17 protein-coding genes and 2 pseudogenes are annotated in these 16,409 nt (G+C 58.7%); 11 read left to right on the top strand and 8 right to left on the bottom strand.

What is annotated here, in order from left to right; genetic code table 11:
• Nucleotides 1–28: 28 nt before the first annotated feature.
• Nucleotides 29–922, bottom strand: a complete 894-nt coding sequence (locus FFM53_RS27730) for a PA3715 family protein (protein ID WP_246413226.1) — start codon at nucleotides 920–922, stop codon at nucleotides 29–31.
• Nucleotides 923–1,170: 248 nt separating this feature from the next.
• Here FFM53_RS27730 and FFM53_RS27735 point away from each other — a divergent pair, with 248 nt between their 5' ends.
• The 4 genes from FFM53_RS27735 (at nucleotide 1,171) to FFM53_RS27750 (ending at nucleotide 3,279) form a co-directional block, all read left to right on the top strand.
• On the top strand, nucleotides 1,171–1,518 hold the full coding sequence (locus tag FFM53_RS27735; RefSeq protein ID WP_138388606.1) for a DUF488 domain-containing protein: 348 nt from the start codon (nucleotides 1,171–1,173) through the stop codon (nucleotides 1,516–1,518).
• Between the two features lie 151 nt (nucleotides 1,519–1,669).
• Nucleotides 1,670–2,191, top strand: a complete 522-nt coding sequence (locus FFM53_RS27740) for a DUF4142 domain-containing protein (protein ID WP_138388605.1) — start codon at nucleotides 1,670–1,672, stop codon at nucleotides 2,189–2,191.
• 9 nt (nucleotides 2,192–2,200) lie between these two features.
• Nucleotides 2,201–2,521: a cupredoxin domain-containing protein gene (locus FFM53_RS27745; protein ID WP_138388604.1), complete on the top strand. Its 321-nt coding sequence runs from the start codon at nucleotides 2,201–2,203 to the stop codon at nucleotides 2,519–2,521.
• 44 nt (nucleotides 2,522–2,565) lie between these two features.
• Nucleotides 2,566–3,279, top strand: coding sequence for an RNA polymerase sigma factor (locus FFM53_RS27750; protein WP_138388603.1), 714 nt, complete (start codon nucleotides 2,566–2,568; stop codon nucleotides 3,277–3,279).
• A gap of 255 nt (nucleotides 3,280–3,534) precedes the next feature.
• Here FFM53_RS27750 and FFM53_RS27755 read toward each other — a convergent pair whose 3' ends face one another.
• The 5 genes from FFM53_RS27755 to FFM53_RS27775 form a co-directional block, all read right to left on the bottom strand.
• Complete coding sequence (locus FFM53_RS27755; protein ID WP_138388602.1) at nucleotides 3,535–4,203, bottom strand: response regulator transcription factor; 669 nt, start codon at nucleotides 4,201–4,203, stop codon at nucleotides 3,535–3,537.
• 38 nt (nucleotides 4,204–4,241) lie between these two features.
• Nucleotides 4,242–5,018, bottom strand: a complete 777-nt coding sequence (gene fabG / locus FFM53_RS27760) for a 3-oxoacyl-ACP reductase FabG (RefSeq protein ID WP_138334866.1) — start codon at nucleotides 5,016–5,018, stop codon at nucleotides 4,242–4,244.
• On the bottom strand, nucleotides 5,015–6,724 hold the full coding sequence (locus tag FFM53_RS27765) for an acetolactate synthase catalytic subunit (protein ID WP_138388601.1): 1,710 nt from the start codon (nucleotides 6,722–6,724) through the stop codon (nucleotides 5,015–5,017). The genes fabG and FFM53_RS27765 overlap by 4 nt, the downstream gene beginning before the upstream one ends.
• A gap of 2 nt (nucleotides 6,725–6,726) precedes the next feature.
• Nucleotides 6,727–8,088 carry an aspartate aminotransferase family protein gene (locus FFM53_RS27770; RefSeq protein WP_138388600.1) on the bottom strand — a complete coding sequence of 454 codons (1,362 nt, stop codon included), beginning with the start codon at nucleotides 8,086–8,088 and terminating at the stop codon, nucleotides 6,727–6,729.
• Between the two features lie 107 nt (nucleotides 8,089–8,195).
• A complete protein-coding gene (locus FFM53_RS27775; RefSeq protein ID WP_138388599.1) occupies nucleotides 8,196–8,894 on the bottom strand; it encodes a GntR family transcriptional regulator in 699 nt (232 codons plus the stop codon).
• A 234-nt stretch (nucleotides 8,895–9,128) separates the two neighbouring features.
• Here FFM53_RS27775 and FFM53_RS27780 point away from each other — a divergent pair, with 234 nt between their 5' ends.
• The 4 genes from FFM53_RS27780 to FFM53_RS27795 are packed head-to-tail and all read left to right on the top strand — an operon-like array spanning nucleotide 9,129 to nucleotide 13,078.
• Nucleotides 9,129–10,238: an ABC transporter ATP-binding protein gene (locus FFM53_RS27780; protein ID WP_138388598.1), complete on the top strand. Its 1,110-nt coding sequence runs from the start codon at nucleotides 9,129–9,131 to the stop codon at nucleotides 10,236–10,238.
• A 1-nt stretch (nucleotide 10,239) separates the two neighbouring features.
• Entirely contained in the window at nucleotides 10,240–11,148 is a 909-nt protein-coding gene (locus tag FFM53_RS27785; protein ID WP_138388597.1) for an ABC transporter permease, read from the top strand.
• Nucleotides 11,138–11,986, top strand: coding sequence for an ABC transporter permease (locus FFM53_RS27790; protein WP_138388596.1), 849 nt, complete (start codon nucleotides 11,138–11,140; stop codon nucleotides 11,984–11,986). The genes FFM53_RS27785 and FFM53_RS27790 overlap by 11 nt, the downstream gene beginning before the upstream one ends.
• A gap of 33 nt (nucleotides 11,987–12,019) precedes the next feature.
• Entirely contained in the window at nucleotides 12,020–13,078 is a 1,059-nt protein-coding gene (locus FFM53_RS27795; protein ID WP_138388595.1) for an extracellular solute-binding protein, read from the top strand.
• A 49-nt stretch (nucleotides 13,079–13,127) separates the two neighbouring features.
• On the opposite strand, the gene FFM53_RS27800 is transcribed toward FFM53_RS27795, so the two are convergent.
• Complete coding sequence (locus FFM53_RS27800) at nucleotides 13,128–14,369, bottom strand: 8-amino-7-oxononanoate synthase family protein (protein WP_138388594.1); 1,242 nt, start codon at nucleotides 14,367–14,369, stop codon at nucleotides 13,128–13,130.
• A 114-nt stretch (nucleotides 14,370–14,483) separates the two neighbouring features.
• A complete protein-coding gene (locus tag FFM53_RS27805) occupies nucleotides 14,484–15,176 on the bottom strand; it encodes a winged helix-turn-helix transcriptional regulator (protein WP_138388593.1) in 693 nt (230 codons plus the stop codon).
• Between the two features lie 312 nt (nucleotides 15,177–15,488).
• Between FFM53_RS27805 and FFM53_RS27810 the strand changes: the two genes are divergently transcribed.
• The 3 genes and pseudogenes from FFM53_RS27810 to FFM53_RS37065 form a co-directional block, all read left to right on the top strand.
• A complete protein-coding gene (locus FFM53_RS27810) occupies nucleotides 15,489–15,743 on the top strand; it encodes a hypothetical protein (protein WP_246413228.1) in 255 nt (84 codons plus the stop codon).
• A gap of 119 nt (nucleotides 15,744–15,862) precedes the next feature.
• Nucleotides 15,863–16,091, top strand: a pseudogene (locus FFM53_RS36535) (ribbon-helix-helix domain-containing protein).
• Nucleotides 16,036–16,303 (top strand): annotated as a pseudogene (locus FFM53_RS37065) (hypothetical protein); the annotation flags it as partial. The pseudogenes FFM53_RS36535 and FFM53_RS37065, both read left to right, overlap by 56 nt.
• Nucleotides 16,304–16,409 lie beyond the last annotated feature (106 nt).

Raw genomic sequence — 16,409 nt, forward strand, 5'->3', positions numbered from 1 at the left:
CCATCACCCGGCCTGGACCAACATCCTCTTACTCATCCCGCTTCAGATCTTTGGGAACGGCATATTTGGATCCGTCGTAACGCAGCCGGTGTTTGCCAATCGTCGTTTTGTCTTCGCTCTGGCAGTCACCATCCTTTCCGACCGTGGCGACGGAAGTGGTCGTTTTTTCGGTTACGACTATATCGGCGAACACGCCTTTTGCTGGTGAACCGATTGAAAGCGTGCGCGTGATTTCATCGAACTCACCGGCACAGGCGGTATCCCATTCTCCGTGATTTTCACTGACGACAATATTGTCGAGAATCGGCTTCAGCCCATCACCGTCGACTGAGAAGAGCCATAAGGTCGTTTCGCCGAACGGATTGGCGCGCGAACTACCTTCCAGCGTAACACGCAATCCAAAAGCCGTTTTCCCAGGAGCGAGTTGATAACGCGCAGTATCGAAGGCGACGCTTTCTACATGAATGGCATCGTCTGACATAAGTCCCTGAAGACGCAGACGCTGCTTTACATGAAGATTGGTGCTGTCTACCACGAGCAGTTCGATGTCACCCTCGTTTTCCGAATCCGACTGCTCCGTCATCAATGGGACAGCCACAAGGGTCAGTTGCGGGTGAGCTGGCCAAATCCGGCAAATCACCCGACGCGGATCGCCGTCGACATTGTCGCCTGTCGGCAATGTGATGGTTGAGCCCGCGAGCCGAAAAGCGTCATCGGCGTTGGTGGCACCGGGATAGGCAAGACGGATGATGTCTAAGGAGCGGCCGGCGCATTCGGCCTGGCCCGCCGATGCCGCTTGAGCGCTGACAGGAACGCAGAGCCCGATCAGAACGATCAGTTCGAAGAATGAAGCGCGGGCGTTCGAAAGCTGCGTCAATACAAATCCCTCCACAAAGCCACAGGCATATTCGAAACGTGACATTTGGCAATATTGGGAGAATCGAAAGATATCAGCGACCGAGGACCGAGCAACATCAGTTGGCCGCGACAATGCTGCGGCAATCGGAAGCGTTCATCTGTGGCCAACCGACAACTATATTCCTAAGTTGAGTGCGATGGCTGCCTGTGCCACGCACCAGATCGAGCTGCTCCTCGGGCTCCAGCCTGGAACCAAAACCTTGTAACGCGTATCGGCCGAGAATGGCTTTCGAACTTATGGCGGGTGCACAAATGGCCTTGCACATCAAACGAATCTACGAGCCGAAAGACGACAAAGACGGCATGCGCATCCTGGTCGACCGGCTATGGCCGCGCGGGTTGAGCAAGCAGGATGCAGCAGTCGATATCTGGTTGCAGGATATCGCACCAAGCCCGACGCTGCGCCGTTGGTTTGGCCACGATCCCGCCAAATGGGCCGAGTTCCAGCGCCGGTATCGGGACGAGCTGGAAAAGAACCCGTCCGCCGTCGAGGAGCTGAAACGCCAGATCGGACAAGCGGACGCGACACTTCTCTACGCTGCGAAAGACCTGCACCACAATCACGCCATCATGCTTCAGCGCTTCCTCGGCAAAGACTGACGCGTCGGTGGCCGACGCCGATGACACGCTGCCTCTCCGTGTCCGAAATTTCCGGGAACCTTTTCGACAAACCCGCATCCAATGTTCGCTTCCGAAGGCGCACCGCCGTTGCTGCCGGAAGACATTCGGTCACGACACAAGGAGACAGATCATGTTGAAACGAATTCTCGGCGCCACACTGATGGCGGCCTCACTGGGCACGGCTTCGATCGCCGCCGATGCCAAGCCGACCGATCCTCAGATCGCCCACATCGCCTATACGGCAGGGCAGATCGATGTCACCGCGGCAGAGCAAGCGTTGAAGAAGAGCAAGAATGCCGACGTCACCGAATTCGCCAAGACCATGGAGCGCGACCACAAGGCCGTCAACGACCAAGCGCTCGCCCTCGTCAAGAAGCTGAAGGTGACGCCCGAAGACAACCCCGTCAGCCAATCCTTGTCGACACAGGCAGCTAAGGAACTGACGACGCTGGAGGCGCTCGACGGCGCGGCTTTCGACAAGGCCTATGTCGAAAACGAAGTCGCCTATCACAAGTCGGTCAACGACGCGCTTGCCAACACCTTGATCCCGTCGGCTGAGAATAAAGAGCTCAAGTCGCTGCTGGAAACGGGCCTGACCCTGTTCAAGGAGCATCAGATGGATGCCGAGCATCTGGTTTCCATGATCAAATAGGCTTGAGGAATGCGCTGGCTAATGAAATCGCTCCCGCTGCTCTATACACTGCTTTGGGTAGGCAGCGGGGTTGCCTCGGCGGCGGACTATCAGATCACCATCGCGGGCATGAAATTCGGCTCGCCGCCTCCCGAGCTGCATGTCGGCGATGTGATCGTCTGGCGAAACGATGATATATTCAGGCACACGGCAACCGCTCGCGACAAGAGCTTCGATATCGACCTGCCGCCGAAATCGGAAGGCCGTATGACTGTCACCCATACGGGAGCGGTCGATTTTTATTGTCGCTTCCATCCCGCCATGACGGGCAAACTGGATGTCCGGCCGTAGGGCGGGCTCCAATCGAAAGACGGGCAGGCAGACGGAGCATTCCCATGGCAGCCATTCCGGTTCCGGCCGCGCGACACCGGCAGCAGATGTCGATACTGTCCGACGCCGAACTCGTGCCCTTGGCGAGGATGGGCGACGAGTTCGCCATCCGCGCCATCGTTCAGCGTCACAATCAGCGCCTGTTCCGGAGGGCGCGCGCCATCATTCGCAATGATGCGGAGGCGGAAGACGTCGTCCACGCCGCCTATATCAAGGCCTTCACCAATCTGGCGACGTTCCGGGGCGAGGCACAACTTTCGACATGGCTGACCCGCATTACGCTCAACGAGGCGCTCGGCCGTGTGCGGGGCCGAAAGAACACCATCGGACTCGAGGAAATCGATGTGCAGACGATGGCGCCGGGTGGCGAAGTGTTACAGTTTCCGTCCTCCCTGTCCGCAACCGATCCGGAAACCGAGCTGTCCAGGAGCCAGGCGCGGCATCTTCTCGAAAATGCGGTCGACGAACTGCCGGACGATTTTCGCGCCGTCTTCGTGCTGCGGGATGTCGAGGGCATGAGCACGGACGAGGCCGCCTCTTATCTCGGCATAAGACCCGAAACGGCCAAAACCCGGCTGCACCGGGCGCGGAAAATGATGCGCCAGTCGATCGAAAAACAGCTTTCCGGAGCATTCTCGGCGCTGCTCCCCTTCGATGGCGCCCGTTGCGCTTTCATGGCCGATCGCGTCATTGCTGCCCTTCGCCCAGAGACGCCATGACATCTCGCACTATCAGCGGGAGCTAGGTCCCAGATCCGCAACCAGGTCAGGACTGTAGTGCGGCGCCGGACCTTCCTTCGGTGCCTGTCACGCACGAAAGTTGTCGATGCAGCTTTCCGGGGGGCGCACTAAAAATTCATGCCGATTCCGACGGCTCCTTCTTATCGCTGATCCGTTAGGAGCCCGCCTTTAGATCCGGAGGCGGTCCAGTCGCCTGTGCCGCTGTAGCCCGTCAGAGGCTAAGATATGCGGAGGTCAATCGTGGTATTCAAGAGCATAACCCGCCCCATAGACGGTGCGAATCCTCAGATTGCGGAGCCCTGCAAACGCTTTTCGCAGCCGGCCGATATGCACGTCGACCGTCCGCCTTTCTACAGCGTGGGGATCGGACCAAACGGCCTCGATGAGTTGCTTGCGGGTACTGATCTGCCCCTGCCTGTCCAATAGGAATCTAAGGATTCTCATCTCAATAGGCGCAAGCGCTACTCTCTTGCCCGAAACCACGACGGCATGCGGCCCGAAGACAATCTCGGCGGCGCCAGCAAACTTGGGTAGAGTCGAAGCCCCCGACCGCGGGTTTATACCGTGGAGAAAGGCGAGAAGCTTTGAAGGCGACAAAGGGCGCGTGATGCCTTCGTCGAGCCCGGCCTTGATCAATTGCAGGTGCTGGGCACGTGTGTCCTCGCCGACAAGTGCCGCCACCGGAAGCCTTGATTCCTTCAAGAGCGTACATAGGGGCGCAACATCACTCTGCCAGCCTGCACAATCCAAGACGACGGCGGAAAGCACTACTGATGTGCAAGCGTCCACGACATCGTCGTCACTTGCGGCAAGGCGAGCCTTGAAGCCCTCGCCATGCAAAATGTGCGCAAGGAGCAGATAGAACTCGGCGTTCTGCGAGCAGACCAGAATGACAGGAGCCATGTCGATTGCCTTTTTTCTCACCTGATGAAACGGCGAGCTCAGCTCGGCGCGAACTCGCCACCGTTGACATCTATGATGGCTCCATTGACGAACCCGGCATCCTCCGATGCCAGGAACGCGATCACCGCGGCGACGTCGTCTGGAACACCGAGCCGACCGGCCGGAATACGGGCGAGCGCGTCAATGTTGATCTTGCTTTGCGGGGAGCCTGTCAGCGGCGTCAGGATGCGACCTGGCGCCACGACATTCGATGTTATGCCATAGGGACCATATTGAGAGACCAGCACGCGGGACAATCCTGAAAGGGCGGCTTTAGACGTCGCATAGCCCGCGCCAGCGATCCGTGGTCTCGTCCGGCCGGCAAGAGAACCGACGAATATAAGGCGTCCATAACTCATTTCCTTCATGGCAGGCAGAACCGCCTGGCAACACAGCATCGTCCCCGTCAGGTTGACGGCGAGCACGTCGTTCCACTCTTCAAGGGGAAGGTCGGCGACCTGACGAGGGCCGTCGGGACCTTTCGGTGATATCCCCGCGTTGCAGACGAGGATCCCAGGCGCGCCCAGGTCACTGGCGACTTCGCAGAAAAAGGAATTGATTGCCGCCGCTTCGCGGAGATCAACCCTCCTCGCAATGGAGCGCTCTGGCCCAAAACCCTCGGCGAGCGCGGCGCCCGCGGCTATGACGCTTGCCTCACCATGGCTGAAGACGGCAACCCGATGACCGGCCCTGAGCAGACGAAACGCAGTGGCAAGACCGATCCCGGTTGTGCCACCGCTGATGACTGCAACATGCGGATTGCCGCCAGGGCTCATGCCGCTTGATCCATTGCAGCAAATAGCGAAAGGGGTGGATGTGCGGCCGCCTCTGTTACTACCTCGATCAGCAGGGGACCTTCTTCACCCAGCCCGCGCTCCAGATATCGAGGAAGATCCGCGGGATCGGAGATTCGGACCGCCGGGCAGCCGCAAGCTTCGGCAATACGCCGATGATCGACATCTGCGAAGCTGCAGGCAGTCGTGAAGGTGCCGAACTTGACAGCTTCAGCATCACGTTGGAAGCCGAGGATACCGTTGTTCAAAACGATGATGAGTACGGGAAGCTTGCTCCGAACCATGGTTTCCAGCTCCGCCCAGCTGTGGGCGAAACCGCCGTCCCCTACGATGGCAACCACTGGTTTGTCCGGTTTTGCCGCTTTCGCGCCGAGCGCAAGTGGCAAGCCCCACCCGAGTCCAGCAAGGCCCCGCGGCGACAGGAAGCGCATACCAGGGGAAAGGGCCCGCAGTTGGCCGGCTATCCACATCGAAGAATAGCTCGCATCGGAAACAACGGTCGTATCTGCCGTCAACACTTGCTGCAGGTCGGACATAACCCGCTCGGGACGGATCGGACTTTTCTCCGAACGAGCAACAGACTGGCGCTCAATGTCAAACGAGCGCCAGAATCCAGCAATCCGGGCCGTCAACCTATCGCGCTGCGATGCGCGGTACGAGAGATCGCCTCGGGCCAGCGCGCTACGCAACGCGCTAATGGTTTCGGCCGCATCGCCTGGCAATCTGACCGCTTCGTAGTTGCGCCCGATTTCGGTGGGATCGACATCGATGTGGATGACTGATGCGGACCGGGGGATTTGGCGCCAACTGTCAGTGCCATTCTGGTTGGTTCGCGTTCCGACCAGAATGACGAGATCGGCCTCTTCGACAAGGGCAAGCGTGTGCCGTCCGAGCGATCGCGGCCCAACGAGAGCGCCGAGAACGCCGGCTGACAGCGGGTGGTATTCGTCGACCGCGCCTTTTCCCATATTGGTCGTCAGCACGGGAAGCGAGGCTTCGTCCTGTAGCCCTGAAAGCTCGCCGGCGGCATGGCTTGCATGAACGCCTCCTCCGGCGATGACGATGGGTGCCTGGGCTGCGGCGATCATCGAGGCTGCGCGCTCGATGTCACTATCGCGCGGACGCAACCGATCGAGTGGCCAGTGGCCAAGCACAGCCTCACGACGAAAGAGCGAAGGGGCAATTTGTTCCCGCAAGAGGTCGGCGGGGAGCAGGAGAGCTGCCGGTCCCGGCCGGCCCGAGGCGGCTGCTGTGAAAGCAGCATCGACATAGTCGTCGATCCGCTCCGCAACCAGCACCTTGCGCACCCACTTCGTGCAGGATTGGAATAGGATGAGATGATCGAGTTCCTGGAATGCATTGCGATCAGCCTGGTCTCGTTCGACATCCTGGACGAGAGCAACGACCGGAACGCTAGCCTTCAGCGCTTCGGCCAGCGGCGGAACGAGAAGCGTTGCGGCGGGTCCGTTCTGCGCTGCTACCACGCCAACCTTGCCGGACAGCCGCGCATATCCATCGGCCATGGTCCCTCCCATGTTTTCCTGTCGGTAGGCGATTTGACGTATGCCGATTGCTTCGGCCGCAAGGATAACCGCCGAAGGCAGGCTCTGAGCAAAGATATGGGTGACGTTGTGCCTTTTCAGGGAAAGAGCGATCCGCTCGGCGACGGTTGTATGATCAGTTGCCATGGTCACATGCCTGCTTCGGTTGGAGTTGCTTCGAGGATTGAAAGGAAGTCTGCGAAGGCTGCGACGACCGCATCACCGTCAGCAGTCGTCATTGCCGTCGAAAGGCACGCCGCAGCGCCATTGGGAAGCAGGATGCCGCAATTGAGGAAATGCCTGGAGAGCCGGCCCATCAACTCGGCCTCTTCGGGGGCGAGATACGCCTCGCGGAAGTCCGTTGGCTGCTTTCCTTTCGGATGAATGCGAAACAAGGATGCCGCCCCCGTCACGCTGAAGGCTGCGCCTTGTCGCTCGATTTCCTTTCGAAGCCCAGCCCGTATCCCATCGCCAAGGCTCTCGAGTGCAGCGAAAGCGCCATCCGTCATCGCCTCCATGGCGACCCGGCCCGCAACCATCGATACGGGATTTGCCGAAAACGTGCCGCCTTGCGGCAGCAGCGGCTTTCCGCTGTCGCTTGCGAACACCCGCATCACGTCCTTACGCCCACCGACCGCCCCGATGGGAAAACCTCCGCCGATGATTTTGCCGGCGGCGACCAAATCGGGGTGGAGACCATAGCGGGCCGACGCCCCCGCGTGTGACTGCCGCAGATTGAGGACCTCATCGGCAACAATGAGAATCCCATATTTCTTCGCGATTGCCTCGACAGCGGCAAGAAAGCTCGGCTCAGGCGCTATCAGCCCCGCGCGGCTCGGCATCGGATCGATCAGGATACAAGCCAGTGAAGGGGCAGCCGAAGCAATTCGGCGCTCCAGATCCGCGATGTCATTGAAGCGGATAACCGTCACCTCGTCCCTTACCGAAGGCGGCATTCCGCGATAGGCCGGTACGGCCGGCGACCGCAACGGGTCGTTCCATATAGCCGGTGACACCGCCTGCCCCGTTTCCGCCCAGTCGTAAGCGCCGTGATAGGCGCCTTCGATCCGCGCGATGCCTGGCCGGCATGTGAAAGCGCGGGCCGCCTTGATCGCAAACATTACAGCCTCGGTCCCGCTGTTGACGAAGCGAATATGTTCGATCGCCGGAATGCGCTCGATCAGTAGCTCTGCCAGCGTGATCTCGTGCTCGGTTGGGTTGGAGAAACACGTTCCGCGATGAAGCAGATCTGCGACCGCGTCGGCAACTGGAAGAAAGCCATGGCCGTGTATCAGCGTCGTGAAATTATTGTTTAGGTCGAGTAGGCGGTTGCCGTCGACGTCGATGAGATAAGCTCCCTCCCCGCGCGAAATGTAGAGCGGGCTGGGCTCGTGATCGACGGTGACCCGCGTGATCCCGGTTGGAAACACGCGGCGCCCCTTTTTAAAGAAATGTTCGGACCTCGACCGGGGATATCCCCGGCCGTGGCGAAGGACATTAGGGTGAAACATTCGATCTTCTCCGGCCAGCGCGGGTCGCGGCGCAACCCTTCATAATTTTGTTATTACAAAAATCATGAACCCGAAGAAGTTGCAACAAAAAAATCCGGCTGCCGACGCTATTGCAGCTTGAGACGCTCCTGCGCGGCTTTCTTCAGACGCCGGTAGCCGTCTCGAATATCGTTTTCCATTGCGGCACGGACCGCGGATGGGTCTTTATCCACCAGCCCCTCTATCGCGGCCAAATGATTGTGGACACCGTATTTTGCTTCCGCAAACTCAGGATAGAGGTCGTGGAACGAGGCGCCTACCCTTAACCACAGGGCCTCAATGGTCGAAAGGAGGCGCGGCATCTTGCACAACCGATAGATCGTAAAATGGAATTCCTTATTGTCGTGAAGAGCGTCGGAGTAACGCCTTTCGTCGAGCGACAGTGTGATTTTCTCCTGCAGCGCCAATAGCTTGTCGACTACATCATTCGTGGCGCGAAGGGCGCCTTTTTCCGTCGCCAACCCTTCAAGCGCAAGTCGCATCTGCGTGACTTCGTAGAGCGCTGCAAGATCGAGATGCGGGACGATGACGGTTTTAGGGCCCACCATGACGAGCGCGCCCTCGAAGACCAGCCGGTTGATCGCCTCGCGTGCCGGCGTGGCACCGACGTTCAGCATTTCGGCGACCGAACGGATCGGCAACTTGTGGCCCGGCTTGTAAGCACCCCGCGTGAGCTGCTCTTTAATGGATGAATAAGCGAAGTCGCTGAGTCGCCCAGACTGCAAATCCGATCCCGACGATTCCTCTTTAGTTGTACTTTCGTTCAAAATTGACCTCCACGCGTTGACATCTTCACATTTTTGTTGCAACAAAAATGAATTAGGCGAAAAGCGAAATCGTAATGTGACAGCATAACGTCAACGCGAATATTAGCAACGCCTTGGCCGGGGAGGCCATGTCCGAACAGCTGCCGGCCTTGCCGGCATAGCACCTGGGTGCCGCACGAGCGGAGCCGGGAGGTTTCAACGCGTGTCAAAGCACGCAAGTGAGGAGATATCATTTTGATTGGTGCGCCTGTTTTCATCGATCGTATAGGCAAAGCCTACGGGACCCAGACTGCCGTTGGTGGAGTGACCCTGAATATTGCGGCAGGCGAATTCCTGTCGATCCTCGGTCCGTCCGGATCGGGCAAGACGACGCTTCTGACAATGATCGCCGGTTTCGAAAGCCCGTCTGCCGGACGCATCATCATCGACGGGCGCGATGTCACCGCCGTATCGCCCGATCGCCGCAATATCGGGATGGTCTTCCAGCGTTATGCCTTGTTCCCGCATCTGACCGTTTCCGAAAACATCGCCTTCCCCCTGAAGATGCGTGGCATCCGCAAGGACCTCAGAGCAGAACGGGTTGGCCGCGCGCTCGACCTCGTCCAACTCCCGGACTATACCAAGCGCTATCCCCACGAACTTTCCGGCGGCCAGCAGCAGCGGGTGGCGGTCGCGCGAGCAATCGTGTTCGAACCGCCTGTTCTCTTGATGGACGAGCCACTCGGGGCACTGGACAAGAAGCTGCGCGAATCTATGCAGATCGAGATCAAGCAGCTTCAGCGGCGCCTCGGTGCGACGGTCATCTACGTGACGCACGATCAGGAGGAGGCGTTGACGATGTCCGACCGGATCGCCGTTATGGCAAAGGGGCAACTCGCGCAGCTCGGAACCCCGGCGGACCTTTACTGTAATCCGCAGAGTGCCTTTGTCGCCGATTTCATCGGCAAGATGAACTTCTTGACTGGAGAATTCCTGGGTGAAACCGCTAGCCGCCAGACGATCAGACTGGGTGACGACGTTGTCATTGATACGCCCGGTGCTCCCTATGGCTTCGAGGGTCCGGCAAAGATCGGTGATCGCGTTCGGCTCGCGCTACGGCCTGAGCGCCTTGGCCTTGCAGCGCGTGGCGCAGGGGGACTGAACGCCCTCCCCGGCCGGATCGAAACGTCGGTCTTTGCCGGCGCCTTCGACCTTCATCTCGTTCGCGCCGATTTCGGAAGCGGAGAGATCATTCAGGTGCAGATCCCTGCCGATGGAAATAGAACGGCCTTTGCGATGGGGACACTCGTGGATGTCATCGCCGAACGCGACGGCCTCCGGCTCTTTGCGGTTGCGGAGGCATGAAATGACCACGACCGTCGATAATCTACCCCTTGCACCAACCCGTCCAGCGAGCTGGTTTTTCTCACGCTCGGCGCGCCAGTATTCGCACGCGCTGACGTTCCTGCTTATTGCGCCGTTGATGCTCTTACTGGCGGGAAGCTTCATCTATCCAATCGGCAGGCTTGTCTCTCTGAGTGTCATGGCACCTGGATTCACGCTGCAGTACTACGAGCGGATCGTCACCGAGCCGCTCTACATCGAAGTCCTGCTTCGCACGTTGCAGACGGGTGCAATCGTAACCGTGGCGAGCCTGCTGCTCGGTTATCCGGTTGCCTTTCTGATGGCCCGCTCCAAAGGCAAGACTGCATTGATCGTATCGGCAGCGGTGTTCGTGCCGCTATGGACCTCAGTGCTAGTGCGATCCTACGCCTGGATCGTGCTGCTGCAGCGAAACGGCATCGCTAACGGTCTGTTGATCGAGAGCGGCCTCATTAGCAGTCCGTTGAAGCTTATTTACACCGAAGGCGCGGTCATCCTTGCGATGACGCATGTTCTTATGCCCTTCATGATCCTGCCGATCTACAACGCTGTTCGCACGATTCCTGCCGATTACGCCCAAGCCGCCCGCAATCTCGGCGCCGGCACGATTGGCGCGTTCCTGAGCGTGACGTTGCCGCTCAGCCTGCCCGGAATCTTTGCCGGATGCGTCATGTGCTTCATCCTGGCGATCGGTTTTTATATCACGCCGGCACTCGTCGGCGGGCCTGGAGCATTGATGATGGCAACGCTGATCGGGCAGCAAACCACCGTCCTGCTTGACTGGCCATTTGCCGCAGCGCTCGCGACCGTCCTTCTAACCACGACGCTTTTCTTTGTCCTTGTGTTCCGCAGCGCGCTTTCCATCAGCAAAGGAATGAACAGTGTCAATTGAGCCCGCAGCCCCCCCATTCGCCGCCTCTCGCGTCAAAAGCACCCATCGACCTTACGGCAAAGCAGCCTCGCGGCTCCTTGGAGGCTCCCTAATCGGAGCAATCCTGTTCTTCCTGTTGTTGCCGACGCTGCTCGTCATCCCGATTTCGCTCAACGACAGCAACTATATCGAGCTCCCGCCGAAGGGCCTGACGCTTCGCTGGTATATCGATTTTCTCGCCGACCCGGACTGGCGCGCAGCAACGATCTTCAGTCTGCAGATTGCGCTGTCGACGACGATCGCTTCGACGGTCATCGGTACATTGGCCGCGATCGGGCTCGTTCGCGGCGATCTGCCGGGAAAGACCCTTCTGCAGGCATTGTCGCTAGGGCCAATGATCGTTCCCCATGTTGTTTTCGGCGTTGCGCTTTATCTGGTTTTTTCCCCGCTCAGCCTCACGGGCAATTTCACTGGTTTCCTGATCGCGCACACCGTGCTTGCTGTTCCCTACGTGATCATCACCGTGTCGGCAGCACTGGAACGCTTCGACACGTCCCTGGAGCTCGCCGCACTGAATTGCGGGGCAAGCCGAAGCCGCGCCTTTTTTAGCATTGTGCTTCCTAACATCGCGCCGGCGGTGGCTGCAGCTTCGGTCTTTGCGTTTCTGGCGTCATTCGATGAAGCGACAGTCGCCTTCTTCATTTCCGATACCGGCGGAAAAACGATCAGTCGCAAGATGTTCGAGGACATCGATTTCAATCTCACCCCGGTCATAGCAGCAGTTTCGACGCTGCTCGTCGCGGTATCGCTGCTGCTTATGGGAGCCATTCATCTCCTTACCCGCCGCGGGGAGGATTAACGTGGCCATATCAATCCGACGGAGGAATACGCGATGAAAAAACGAACCAAGATCAAGCCTTTGCTGCTTGCGACTTGCCTCATGCTTGCTGGCGCGAGGGCGGGGCAAGCCGAGGAGCAGGTCATCATTGCGACCACTGGTGGAGCCTACGATGCGGCCCTTCGAAAATTCTGGTTCGAGCCATTCACCGAAACGACCGGCATCAAGGTTGTTTCGGTCGCCGCAACGAATGCCGAGATGCGGGCGAAAGCTGCGGCCATGGTCAAGACCGGCAACGTCACCTGGGACCTTTACCCGGACGGCGAGATCCAAGCGAGCGCTGAAGCGCATGGGCTGACATCTGAAGACCTCACCGAGTTCTGCAAGTCTTTCCAGGGCCGCTCAGACCTAGTCAAGGATGCTTGCGTCGGCGCCGGGGCAAGACTTTTTTCGACCGCAACGCTCATGGCCTACGACCCGACCGGCTTCAAGAGCGGAAATCCGTTGAGTTGGGCCGATATGTGGGACGAGACAAAATTTCCCGGTGGCCGCTCGTTTCCGAATTTCGACGATCCGTGGCGGGTCATGGCTGCAGCGCTCCTCGCCGACGGCGTTGCGCGCGACAAGCTCTTTCCACTCGACGTCGATCGCGCCCTCAACAAGCTCGACGAGATTCGCCCGGCGATATCGCTCTGGTGGAAGACCGGTGATCAGAGCGTTCAGGGCTTTCGCAACGGCGACTACAGTATCGGGCAGATCTGGCTGACGCGCGCAAATGCCCTGAAGGCGGAAGGACGCCAGATCGCCTGGTCCAAGCAGGCCTCGTTCCTCGTCGGCGATCGCTTGACGATCATCAAGGATGCGCCGAACCGCGGAAATGCGTTGAAGTTGATCGGTTACTGGCTTGATCATCCGGAGGCGCAGGCCGGCGTGTGCGACGAACTCCTTTGCACGCCGCCAAGCCGCAAGGCGATCGATTTGATGTCGCCGGCTGCACGCGCGGCCCTGCCGAGCGACGAGGACATCCGGGATTACATCGTCATCCCGGATGCTAAATGGATCAACGACAATGCCGCGATGATGCTCGAGCGTTGGAATGCCTGGATCCGATGATGATCCCCCTTCGGGCGGCGGTGCCGCCCGAAGGGGCGGAGGCGGATCTTTATCCCTTGAGAGCACGATTGACGGCAGCTGCGACGTCGCGCACTTCGGAAGCCGTATGGCCGGCAGTTGGGCATATTCGCAGCCCTGCCCTTCCCTTGGCGACTGTCGGGAAGAAAATGGCCGACGTATAGTACCCGGAATCAAGCACCAGTCTGGCAGCGCCGATTGCCGCAAGCTCGTCACCGACGACGACGGTCCTGATCGGGAGTCGGGACCCTGCCTGTGCGGTCGGCACCAGTTCGTCGAAAAGAGAGATGTGTTCTGCGAGTGCCCTTTGCCGCACGCCCAGTTCCGGTGTGCGATGGATTGATTGCGAGGCGAGAGCTGCACCGATCGCCGCAACATTGATGGAGGCCGAGAAGGCATGCGCGAGAGCAAAGCGCCGGAAGATTTCCTCCTGGAACGCCGTTGCGAGCATCAGCATGCCGCCTGAGGCTCCGAAACCCTTCCCGAGCGAGGCTGCGATGATCGTCCGCTCGCCGAGCCCCTCGGGCATTTGTGAACGGGCAAACCCCTCGCCTCTTTCACCGAAGATCGATATGCCGTGAGCATCATCGATGTAAAGGAAGAGGCCATATCGCTCCTGAAGCTCGCGCAACTCCTTGATTGGGGCACAGCCGCCCATGGAATACACACCGTCGCAAACATAGGCGACCGTATCATTCTGGCGGCAAATATCTTCGAGCGTCTGAAGATCGTTGTGGCCGATCGTGCGGACCTCGCATTCTTCGGCAACGACGGGCTTGTTGAAGGCAAGCGTCGCATGTGCAAGCCGGTCGAATACCATGACCGGTTTTGTGCCGCCGGTCAGGACTCCGGACGCAATCAGCGGAAGCGCGCTCAAGTTGGCGGCAAGCACAGTTGTGTAGGTAATCACCCTCGCGCCGAAGAGATCAGAAAGAGCATCTTCGAGGTCTCCGAGGACTGCGAAATTGAGCCGCGTGCGGGCGCACGACCAATGCAGAGTCCCGTAGCGTCGGACGGTCTCGATTGCGCCTTCGATGATTGAGGGATGATTGTCGAGCCCGAGATACGAGCAGCGAACGAAGTCGATGACGCGCTCCGATCTGCCCTCTGCAACTGGCAGCTCCACCGCTCGCCCATCGGACGGATGGACATAGAGTGCCATCAGGCCGTCAAGATGGGCGGCTGCAAAGTGGGGACTTGCGTGGCTGATCAGGCCCGCGGTATTTCTGTGGGACTTTTTCGCTGATCCGGCGCCCGAAGCTGCCTCTTGCATATTGCCCTCCCAAATGTTCGACAGACTTCACGCTATGCGCGAGATTGCTGTTTATGCAACGAAGGCGGCAGCAAATTTTTGGGAAATTTCGGTGAACATGTGAACGCGGCGAAGTCACATACTTTGGGCAATGTCGATTGCATACCCCTCCTTTGGCACGGTGCGAATTACATCGCGGCCAAGCGCCCGCCTCAACGCACGCCGGAGGCGGCCAATATGAACATCAACTGTCCGCGGCTCGACAAAGGCTGTTTGGGGCCAAGCGACGGCAATCAGCTCTGCGCGGCTGAGAACGCGGCCCGCGTCACCCATAAGAGCGCTCAGCAGACGAAACTCGATCGGGCTGAGATTGACCGGCATCCCTCTTACCAGAACACGCCGCCCGCTGAGGTCCAGCTTCATATCGTCAAAGATAGGACCAAGGCGGCTATGCGTGCCGTCGGAGGAACTGCCAATTGCACCATGAAGGTAAGACAAGAGTCGTTCCGGTGGCATTGGCCTTGTAAAGCTCTCATCTACGTTGGCTTTCAGGATGTCGAGATAGGCGGCCTTTTCGGCAACTAGCGCTATGAGCGTGACGTCGCTGGCAAGTCCCCTTTCCTTCAGACCCGACGCGATATCAGCCAGAATTTGTGAACCCGGCTGGCAGTCGACGATGATAGCTGCAGCATCACGCTCCACGGCAGTAGCTACCGCCTCGCTCGGAATATCGACGAGCATCGTCCTGTATCCGGCTCCCTTCAAGATGTATGACAGCATCAAATAATAGTCAGCGTCTTGAGATACGATCGCCAGAAGTTCGCTCATCGTCTCGCCCCGCCAGTTACTGGCCTTACCGCGACCGCTTTTGATACGACAAAACTTTCAGAGAAGTGGCTCATGCTGATTGGAACCTCACGCCGTGGCTTGTAAATGCGCAACAGAATCGCAAAAGCGCTATCACTACGGGTATTTTTATAGCTTGCCTTTCTTGTTTGTTACAACATAATGTTGAGGGCGCGAAGAATCTCGCGCCGAAGCGCATATTTGCCAGGGACGGCACGTGATCGTGGCCCACTCGGTGGGATCGACGTCCGGCATAATTTGATGGCCTGTTTCCGGACGGTAACGGGGCTTTTAATGCGCGAAATGTTCAAAAGGTTCTCAACCGGCAGCGCTGCGGCGACACCGGATTTTTGGAGTGATGAAGATGTTGGGGACATAAGTACTGCTGCCCGATCGCTTTACGGACAAGGTGCGAAAACAGCGGCTGCCTGGTGCGCACTATGCGCGCGCTATGACGGCCGCTCAGGTGATTTCACCTTTTGGGTACGCGTTTTCAAACATCTGGGGACGGAAGAGATTGTGAATTTCACAAAGGCAGGCTCGGAATGACGCAGGAGGTATCTGAACCTGCGCGTTTAGCTTCGCGAGAGTAGCGCCTACCTCGAGCGGTAACCTCCACCCGGATTTCCCGCCCTGCCAAATTTTGCCATGCTGGCTATTTTAGCCCGATGAGCACTATGAATATTTCGCTGCCGGATAACCTTAAGCAGTTCGTCGACCAGCAGGTCGCCGGGCGAGGTTATGGTACCAGCAGCAAATACGTCCGCGAGTTGATCCGTCTCGGCAGCACTTGCGTGATCTCCTGCTTGAGGGTGCTTCATCCGAGACGACCGAGCGGTTGATGCCGCCTATATTGATAACCTGCGAACCCGTGCCTCGCGGCAAAGCTCTAGGTGACCGCAAGTCTATCGTTCCCCGCGAGTCAGCCCGCGGGGATGTCGAGAATGACTCGCGAGGCCGGCGCTCAAGTCGCGATTAGCTTCGTCGATGCGCTGCAGTTGACTTTTGGTTTGATTGCAAGGCATCCTGCATCGGGTTCATTGCGCTACGCATATGAACTCGGTTTGCCCGATCTGCGCAGCATGACGGTGAAGGCTTTCCCTTACGTCAACATGTTGAGTGAGCCGTTGTTACAGGGCAGAAGCCCACGATAGCGCACTTATTTCACGCGCAGCGTAGATCTCCTCGACTCCAACCCCCATTCGGTTCCTCCGA

It is taken from the genome of Rhizobium indicum, from assembly GCF_005862305.2.
GTDB lineage: Bacteria > Pseudomonadota > Alphaproteobacteria > Rhizobiales > Rhizobiaceae > Rhizobium > Rhizobium indicum.

What these genes read in the sequence shown, in the direction of transcription:
- FFM53_RS27795 (WP_138388595.1), top strand. Translation starts at nt 12,020, where the DNA reads ATGAAAAAACGAACCAAGATCAAGCCTTTGCTGCTTGCGACTTGCCTC.
- fabG (WP_138334866.1), bottom strand. Translation starts at nt 5,018, where the DNA reads ATGAGCCCTGGCGGCAATCCGCATGTTGCAGTCATCAGCGGTGGCACA.
- FFM53_RS27800 (WP_138388594.1), bottom strand. Translation starts at nt 14,369, where the DNA reads ATGCAAGAGGCAGCTTCGGGCGCCGGATCAGCGAAAAAGTCCCACAGA.
- FFM53_RS27785 (WP_138388597.1), top strand. Translation starts at nt 10,240, where the DNA reads ATGACCACGACCGTCGATAATCTACCCCTTGCACCAACCCGTCCAGCG.
- FFM53_RS27805 (WP_138388593.1), bottom strand. Translation starts at nt 15,176, where the DNA reads ATGAGCGAACTTCTGGCGATCGTATCTCAAGACGCTGACTATTATTTG.
- FFM53_RS27755 (WP_138388602.1), bottom strand. Translation starts at nt 4,203, where the DNA reads ATGGCTCCTGTCATTCTGGTCTGCTCGCAGAACGCCGAGTTCTATCTG.
- FFM53_RS27745 (WP_138388604.1), top strand. Translation starts at nt 2,201, where the DNA reads ATGCGCTGGCTAATGAAATCGCTCCCGCTGCTCTATACACTGCTTTGG.
- FFM53_RS27765 (WP_138388601.1), bottom strand. Translation starts at nt 6,724, where the DNA reads ATGGCAACTGATCATACAACCGTCGCCGAGCGGATCGCTCTTTCCCTG.
- FFM53_RS27740 (WP_138388605.1), top strand. Translation starts at nt 1,670, where the DNA reads ATGTTGAAACGAATTCTCGGCGCCACACTGATGGCGGCCTCACTGGGC.
- FFM53_RS27770 (WP_138388600.1), bottom strand. Translation starts at nt 8,088, where the DNA reads ATGTTTCACCCTAATGTCCTTCGCCACGGCCGGGGATATCCCCGGTCG.
- FFM53_RS27750 (WP_138388603.1), top strand. Translation starts at nt 2,566, where the DNA reads ATGGCAGCCATTCCGGTTCCGGCCGCGCGACACCGGCAGCAGATGTCG.
- FFM53_RS27730 (WP_246413226.1), bottom strand. Translation starts at nt 922, where the DNA reads ATGTCACGTTTCGAATATGCCTGTGGCTTTGTGGAGGGATTTGTATTG.
- FFM53_RS27810 (WP_246413228.1), top strand. Translation starts at nt 15,489, where the DNA reads ATGCGCGAAATGTTCAAAAGGTTCTCAACCGGCAGCGCTGCGGCGACA.
- FFM53_RS27735 (WP_138388606.1), top strand. Translation starts at nt 1,171, where the DNA reads ATGGCCTTGCACATCAAACGAATCTACGAGCCGAAAGACGACAAAGAC.